General features: G+C 54.1%; 3 protein-coding genes and 1 other annotated feature. All 3 genes read left to right on the forward strand.

Annotation, left to right across the window (positions count from 1 at the left end; genetic code table 11):
- Nucleotides 1-450 precede the first annotated feature (450 nt).
- The 3 genes from feoB to Q0482_RS09375 all read left to right on the forward strand — a co-directional run bounded on the left by feoB (nt 451) and on the right by Q0482_RS09375 (nt 7,208).
- Nucleotides 451-2,805 carry a ferrous iron transport protein B gene (gene feoB, locus Q0482_RS09365; RefSeq protein ID WP_299145737.1) on the forward strand — a complete coding sequence of 785 codons (2,355 nt, stop codon included), beginning with the start codon at nt 451-453 and terminating at the stop codon, nt 2,803-2,805.
- 9 nt (nt 2,806-2,814) lie between these two features.
- Complete coding sequence (locus Q0482_RS09370) at nt 2,815-4,803, forward strand: TonB-dependent receptor (RefSeq protein WP_299145739.1); 1,989 nt, start codon at nt 2,815-2,817, stop codon at nt 4,801-4,803.
- A gap of 869 nt (nt 4,804-5,672) precedes the next feature.
- Nucleotides 5,673-5,871 (forward strand) — a binding site (T-box leader).
- 176 nt (nt 5,872-6,047) lie between these two features.
- A complete protein-coding gene (locus Q0482_RS09375; RefSeq protein WP_299145740.1) occupies nt 6,048-7,208 on the forward strand; it encodes an ABC transporter substrate-binding protein in 1,161 nt (386 codons plus the stop codon).
- The last annotated feature ends 431 nt before the right edge of the window (nt 7,209-7,639 follow it).

Genomic DNA, 7,639 nt, shown 5'->3' on the forward strand with positions numbered 1-7,639 from the left:
ACACATCGTAATGACATGTACTTTCTGAATTCTTCTTAACGCAATAGCATTGCTGTTCAGGGGGCACTATGGGTGCTTACCAATGTGCCACATGACTCTACAGGAAAGTATAGAGAGGCCTATTCTCCCCCCTGAATAGGGGGGAGTCCCGCGAAGCGGGATAGGGGGTGGCCACCGGAGGCGGCCAATTCAGCAGAATGGTCAGCGTGATTTATGTAGTAGGAAGGCATTCCCGTAACGCTGACTTCATAATCATAGCCGCGAAGCGGCTATCCACAACCCTCGGCGCCATAGGCGCCGTCAAACCTAAGAACCTTAAGAACCCTCGGCCCTAAGGACCGTCAACCATTCAAAGGGGTGCGCCCAAAAGGGCGCACCCCTTTGAACCTCTTCCCCAATCGTGGTACCATATCATAACAGAAAGATGATTATTACAAGGGAGAGATAGGAATGACATTAGATGAACTGCCTCAGGGGAAGTCGGCAGATGTGGTGAAAGTTGGCGGCGAAGGTCCTCTTCGCCAGCATTTCCTAGATATGGGACTTATTCCCGGGGCGGAGGTGACGTTTATCAAGTTTGCACCGCTGGGGGATCCCATGGAGCTTATGGTTGAGGGGTATGAGCTGACCCTCCGGGTGGAGGATGCGAAGAAGATTTCCATCGACCATGTGCGGGAAAGAAGGCTGGATGAGAAGAAGGTACAGCTCCCGCCGGTGGTGAGCCATCCGGGCCTGGGGGAGCCGGGACGGATGCACGAGCTTTCGCCTTACCATGATGCGAAGCCGGTGGAGGGGAAGCTGGTGTTTGCGCTGGCAGGGAACCAGAACTGCGGGAAGACCACCCTTTTCAACCAGCTCACCGGTTCCAACCAGCATGTGGGCAATTTCCCCGGTGTCACGGTGGACCGGAAGAGCGGTTTCATCAAGGGCCATCCGGACTGCGAAGTGGTGGATCTGCCGGGCATTTATTCCCTGTCTCCCTATACCAGCGAGGAAATCGTTTCCCGGAAGTTTATTCTGGAAGAAAAGCCCAGCGCTATTATCAATATTGTGGACGCCACGAACCTGGAGCGGAACCTGTACCTTACTATGCAGCTCATGGAACTGGATGTACCCATGGTGCTGGCTTTGAATATGATGGACGAGGTGGAGAAGAACGGCGGCTCTATTCTCATTAATGAAATGGAGGAAATCCTGCAGATTCCGGTGATTCCTATTTCCGCCGCCAAGAACCAGGGGGTGCAGGAGCTGGTGCGCCATGCGGTCCATGTGGCAAGGTACAGGGAAAAGCCGGGCATTCGGGATTTCTGCAGTCCCGAGGACCATAAGGGCGCCGTACACCGGGCCCTTCACGGCATTATGCACCTTATCCAGGACCACGCAGAAGCTGCCGGCATACCGGTGCGCTTTGCGGCTGCCAAGCTGGTGGAGGGAGACCATCTGGTGGAAGAGTCCCTTCATCTGGAAGAAAATGAAAAGGAAATGCTGGGTCATATTATCAAGCAGATGGAGGAGGAAAGGGGACTGGACCATGCAGCTGCCATGGCGGATATGCGTTTCCTCTTTATCCGACGGCTCTGCGATAAAACGGTGGTAAAACCGAGGGAAAGCCGGGAGCATGCCAGAAGCAGGAAGATGGACCGCATCCTTACAGGGAAATATACGGCCATTCCTATTTTCATCCTCATCATGGCTCTTGTGTTCTACCTTACCTTCAATGTCATCGGCGCCTTTTTCCAGGATCTGCTGGCCGGCGGCATAGATGCCCTGACGGCGGAGGTGGATGCAGCCCTTACGGCGGCAGGGGTGAATGGGGCGGTGAAGTCCCTTCTGGTGGACGGTATCTTCACCGGCGTAGGGAGCGTACTGAGTTTCATCCCCATTATTATGGTACTTTTCTTCTTCCTGTCCATTCTGGAAGACGGGGGATACATGGCCCGGGTGGCCTTTGTCATGGATAAGATGCTCCGTAAAATCGGCCTGTCGGGACGAAGCATTGTCCCCCTGCTTATCGGCTTCGGCTGCTCCGTGCCGGCGGTCATGTCGACCCGTACACTGCCTTCCCTTCGGGACCGGCGCATGACCATTATGCTGATTCCCTTCATGAGCTGCTCCGCCAAGGTGCCTATTTATGCCTTCTTCACCGCTGCCTTCTTTCCCCATACCGGCGGCCTGGTGATGACGGCCCTGTACCTGACCGGCGTATGCATGGCAGTACTGGTGGCCCTTCTTTCCAAGAATACTTTCTTCAAAGGAGAGGCTGTGCCTTTTGTGATGGAACTGCCCAACTACCGCATGCCCGGCGCCAAAAACGTGGGACGCCTCATGTGGGACAAGGGAAAGGATTTCCTTCAGCGGGCCTTCACCGTTATTTTCGTAGGCACCATTATTGTATGGTTCCTCCAGAGCTTTGACCTGACACTGAACATGGTGGAAGACAGCAGAGACAGCATCCTTGCCCTGCTGGGCGGCTGGATTGCCCCCCTCTTTGCACCTCTGGGATTCGGCGACTGGAAAATGTCCACTGCCCTCATCTGCGGCTTCATGGCCAAGGAAAGCGTAGTGGCCACCCTGTCCGTCCTCTACGGCAGTGTGGGTGCTTTGGAAACAGCCCTTACCACTCTCTCCGCCTTTTCATTTCTTATTTTCTGCCTCCTGTATACCCCCTGCATCGCCACCATTGCTTCCGTAAGAAGAGAAAACGGCAGCCGCTGGGCGGCAGCAATGGTTATATTTCAGTGCGTGGTGGCATGGATCGTATCCTTTGCGGTCTATCGTGCAGGACTTATTCTCTTTGGAAACTGAGGACAACTGATGAAAAAAGTATGGCTTACCGCTCTGGTATCATTTCTTCCCCTTACCGCAGGGGCTGAGGTATATACACTCCCCGGCGTGGTGGTGACTGCGGAAGGGCAGAAGGAAAGCACCCTTTCACCCCGGGAAACCATTACAGAAAAGGATATGAAGCGCATGGGCGCCTCCAATGTGGTGGAAGCCCTGTCCATGGCACTGGGCGTGGACCTTTCCTCCGGAAGCCAGGACAGTCAGTCCGTCATGGGCAGCAACCAGCTCATGCTGCGTGGCATGAACAGCAGCCAGACCCTGGTCCTTGTGGACGGCCACCGTCTGGCCGATGAGGACACGGCGTCCTCCAAAAACATGACCCTTCTGCAGCGCTTTGACCTGTCCCAGGTGGAGGAAATCAATATTATCCGCGGCGCCGATGGCGTTTCCTACGGCTCATCCGCCATGGGCGGCGTCATTAACATTAAAACGAAGAAACCGGGCAGTGGAGAAAGCAGCGGTGGATTCCGTCTGGGAGAAGGGGAAAATACCCTGTATTTCCATGAAGACCCTAAGGGGGAGGGCCCCTTCCATCTGGCCATCAGCGGAAGGATAACAAAAGTAAGGCCCCTTTCCTTCCGGCGGGACAGCTATTCCCGAAACATTCACTATGACGGTTTTGACGTGCCCTCCTACGGCATCCGCCGCTACGCAGGACTGGACAGCCTCTATGATTTCCAAAACAGCGCGAAAAATACACTTCGCTTCAAGGCGGACTATTTTGATGAGGACACGGACATGTGCTTTTCCGATGCCTCCATGAACTTCCCCGGCAGGGACGTGGTGCTCCAGAAAGATGAAAAAAGCCGCACCGAAAGGACCCAGTGGGACACCTCCCTTACCTACGAAGGAAAGACAGAAAGAAATGAATACAGCGGCCAGGCCTACTACAGCCGCCTCAGGAAATACAGCGAAACCTGGAACGGACGGCCCGATTTCAAAGGGGACATGGCCCGGATGCTGAATAATCTCTTCAAACCCTGGGACTACGACCGCGCTTTCTATGAAATCTGGGGATTCAGCGGAAGGGACACCATGACCTTCAAAGACCACAGCCTTACCTTCGGCGGCGAATGGGAGCGGAGCACCTACACCGGCACCAGGCTTTCCCATGAAAACTACTCCGGCAGCGGAAGCAAGGGCGAAGAAGGCCATGACCAGACAAGCGGTGCCTTCTATATGTCCGATATCTGGGACATAAACTCCCGCCTCACCTTCCGCCCATCCCTCCGGTTTGAGCGGGACAGCAGCTATGGCTTCATCGGCGTACCGGCGGCAGGCCTTTCGTGCAGGCTGAATGACCACATGACATGGAAAACCAATTACGGCAAGGGCTTCCGGGCGCCCACCATCAGCGAAAGGTATATCCACCTGGACCACATGGGAGTCACGGTGGACGGAAATCCGGACCTCAAAGCAGAAACCTCCAAAAGCTTTGACACCGGCCTTTCCTGGCAGGCAGGAAAAACATCGTGGCAGATTTCATGGTTCGACCAGAAGGTGAAGAACCTCATCGATTATGAAAAAATGGCAGGCGATGCCATGAAATACAGGTATGTAAACAGGAAGAAAGCGGACCTGAAGGGACTGGAAGCAGAAATCTCCCATGCCCTTTCTCCCCGCTGGACAGTGCGGGGTACCTACACCTACCTGGACGGCAGGGACAGCTCCGAAGACACCCGCCTCTCCAATCGCAGCCGCCACACCGCCATGCTGTCCCTTTCCTACGACAGTAAAGACACCTACGGCTTCTCCGGCATGGTCTGGTCCACACTTAAAAAGGACTTCTACTTCGATGATAGAAACTACACCTGGAACGAACTGAACCTTTCCCTCCAAAAACATTGGGGCAAAAGCCTCACTGCCGCCTTCGGCCTCTATAACCTGCTGGACAGGGAAATAGATACACTCTACATCCACGGCCGTTCCTGGTTTATGGGCATGGAAATGAAGTGGTAAGGGACACGGCCTTTCGGCCGGGAGGGGCGGGGCGGCCGAGACCGGGATCGGGATCGTGATAACCGCCAGGCTTAGCGTGACTTAAGCAGCAGGAGAGAAAGAACGTAACGCAGGCTCCTTCCACAGGTGGCAATCCTGCATAGGATTGCCAAGTCGGGCAATGTTGGCCCTTAGCCTGCCCATAAAAGGGCCTTCCTTTTGTTTGCCCGACCGGAATGGAGCTGCCCGATAGGGCTGAGGATAGGCCTTTGCTGTGCAAAGGCGCCGCCGAAAGGCGGCATTGTACGGAAGAGTCATTTAGGCCCCTTTGGGGATTTAGCACTACCTCATGCAGTACTGTTGACACAAAAGTAAAGAACGTAACGTCCCTGCCCACCCCTGTTTAAGGGGTGGGTGGCGAGCGCAGCGAGCCGGAAGGGGTTAGCCGTCAGGCAGCAAGTCGAAATGAAACTCCATGCGGTCGTTCCGCCGCCGAAGGCGGCCTATAAAATTCATTACCCAAAGGGCAATCCACACCCCTCGGCGGAGGAGCCGCCGTCAAACCTAAGAACCCTCCTGTCCAAAGGACCGGTCAAACTTAAGAACCTTTTGACTGCCCCTTGAAACACAACCCTTCTACACAACCTGCGGCGAAGCCGCGCCCCTTTTATACTGCAGCGTCAGCCGCCACCACAACCCTCGGCGCCATAGGCGCCGTCAAACCTAAGAACCCTCCGGCCCAGCGGGCCGGTCAAACTTAAGAACCTTCCCCTCTGAACCCTTTGAACCCGATGAATACTATTTCCCAAAAATTTCTTTTCAAAAAAGTACTTGACAGAGTGAAATCCCGGGGGTATTATATACACATCTTCAGACAACCAAACGAACTGAAACAAGCTATGAACGAGACAAAAGGTTTGTTGTTTAATCTTCAGAGAGCCGGTGTAAGGTGCGAACCGGTAGATGGCAGCATTCATACTATCCCTCGAGAGCTCTTACACCGAAATGAGTAGGTGCAGGCGTTCATTCACGTTACGAATAGGACTACAAGTATAATGTAGGGTGGTACCGCGATATGTCGCCCCTATCTTCTGACGAAGGTAGGGGCTTTTCTTATAGGTGCCGGTTAACTTGGAGTCCGTAAGTGATAAGTGGGAGTGGTACCGCGCATAAAGCGCCTCCGCTGGTGGAAACACCGGCGGAGGTTTTTATTTGCCTGTTTCGTTCGATTTGGATTTCATTATTTATTGAAAGAGGGATAAACTATGCAGAAGAAATGGTTAAAAGGAATGGCAGCAGCAGCGGCTGCAGCAGTACTGGCAGGAGCATTTGCAGGATGCGGCGGTGGACAGAAGTCCTCCGGTGGCGACGCTAAAGGCCAGCAGACAGTTAAATTCGGTTTCGTTACCGCCTACACCGGCCCCGGCGCAGCTTATGGCCAGGCTATGAAAGACGGCGTGGATCTGGCTGTTGAAGAAATCAACAAGAATCCGAACACCAAGATGAAGATCGACCTCAAGACCTACGACACCAAACTGGTGAAGGCGGAAGCCATCAATGCAGTGAAGAAATGCATTGAACAGGACAAGGTCCTGGCTATCGAAGGCCCCATGACCTCCGGTGAAATGTTTGCTGCCGGCCCCATTGCCCAGCAGTCCAAAGTGGTAGCCTTCGGTACCGGCACCACCGCTCCCGGAATCACCGATATCGGTGACTACATCTTCAGAAACGCTATCCCCGGTAAGATGGCTATTCCGATCACCGTAAAGAAAGCACAGGAAAAACTGGGATTCAAGAAAGTAGCTATCCTTTATTCCAACAACAATGACCAGATGGTGGGTGAAAACAAGATTTACCAGGAACTGCTGAAAGAAATGGGTCTGGACATCGTTGCCACCGAAACCTTCGCTGATAAGGACACCGACTTCTCCGCACAGCTCACCAAGATTCAGGCTGCCAACCCCGATGTCATCGCCGTAGCAGGCCTCTATCAGGAAGGCGCCCTCATTGTGAAGAAAGCCCGTGAAATGGGTATGACCCAGCCAATCCTGGCAAACAACGGCTTCAACAGCCCGGCATACATCCAGCAGGCCGGCGAAGCTGCCAACGGCACCCTGGTAGCAACCCCCTGGAACGCTGAAAGCAAGTCCGAAAAAGCCCAGGCATTCCGCAAAGCCTTCGTTGCCAAGTACGGCCATGAACCGGATCAGTTCGCTGCCCAGGCTTACGATGCCATGTACCTCATGCACCAGGCTGCTGAACAGTCCGGCACCACTACCGACAGAAAGAAATTCCGCGACACCCTGGCAAAGATCAAAGACTTTGAAGGCGCAACCGGCAAATTCCAGTTCGATGACCACCGTGATCCGAAGATGGACCTCTCCATCATGGAAGCCAAAGACGGCAAATGGGTTCCTTTCGCTTAATGATTAAAAAAGCGCATAGCCTATCCCTGACAGTAAACGGGAAAAACCAGTGGATAGGACAGGACGAGCAGCACCCCTGACGCTGCGTGTCCCTATCCATCATAGTTTTTCCCTAATGCAGAACCGCAGTGCATCCCTACGCACTGCGGTTTTGTAATGGGAAAAAAGAAGATAGATGGTAGAAGATAGAAATCAGATGGACAGAGTTGAATGGGGATCGGGACCGGGATCGGGATAATTTAGTGGCTGGTAGCTGGTGGGCGTGCAGCCGCGGAGCGGCTGGGATCGAAGATCGGGATCGAGGATCGGGGGCCTTGGTAGGCGCCCTTTAAGTAATGAAGGGCGCCAGTATGATAAAACCTTTACAACCGCCCTGGCGGGCGTGGGAAAACCATGCAACCGCGCCTGCGGCGCGTGGAAATGCACCCCTT

Origin of the sequence: uncultured Dialister sp., assembly GCF_937959425.1 — a bacterium.
In the GTDB taxonomy this organism is placed as follows: domain Bacteria; phylum Bacillota; class Negativicutes; order Veillonellales; family Dialisteraceae; genus Dialister.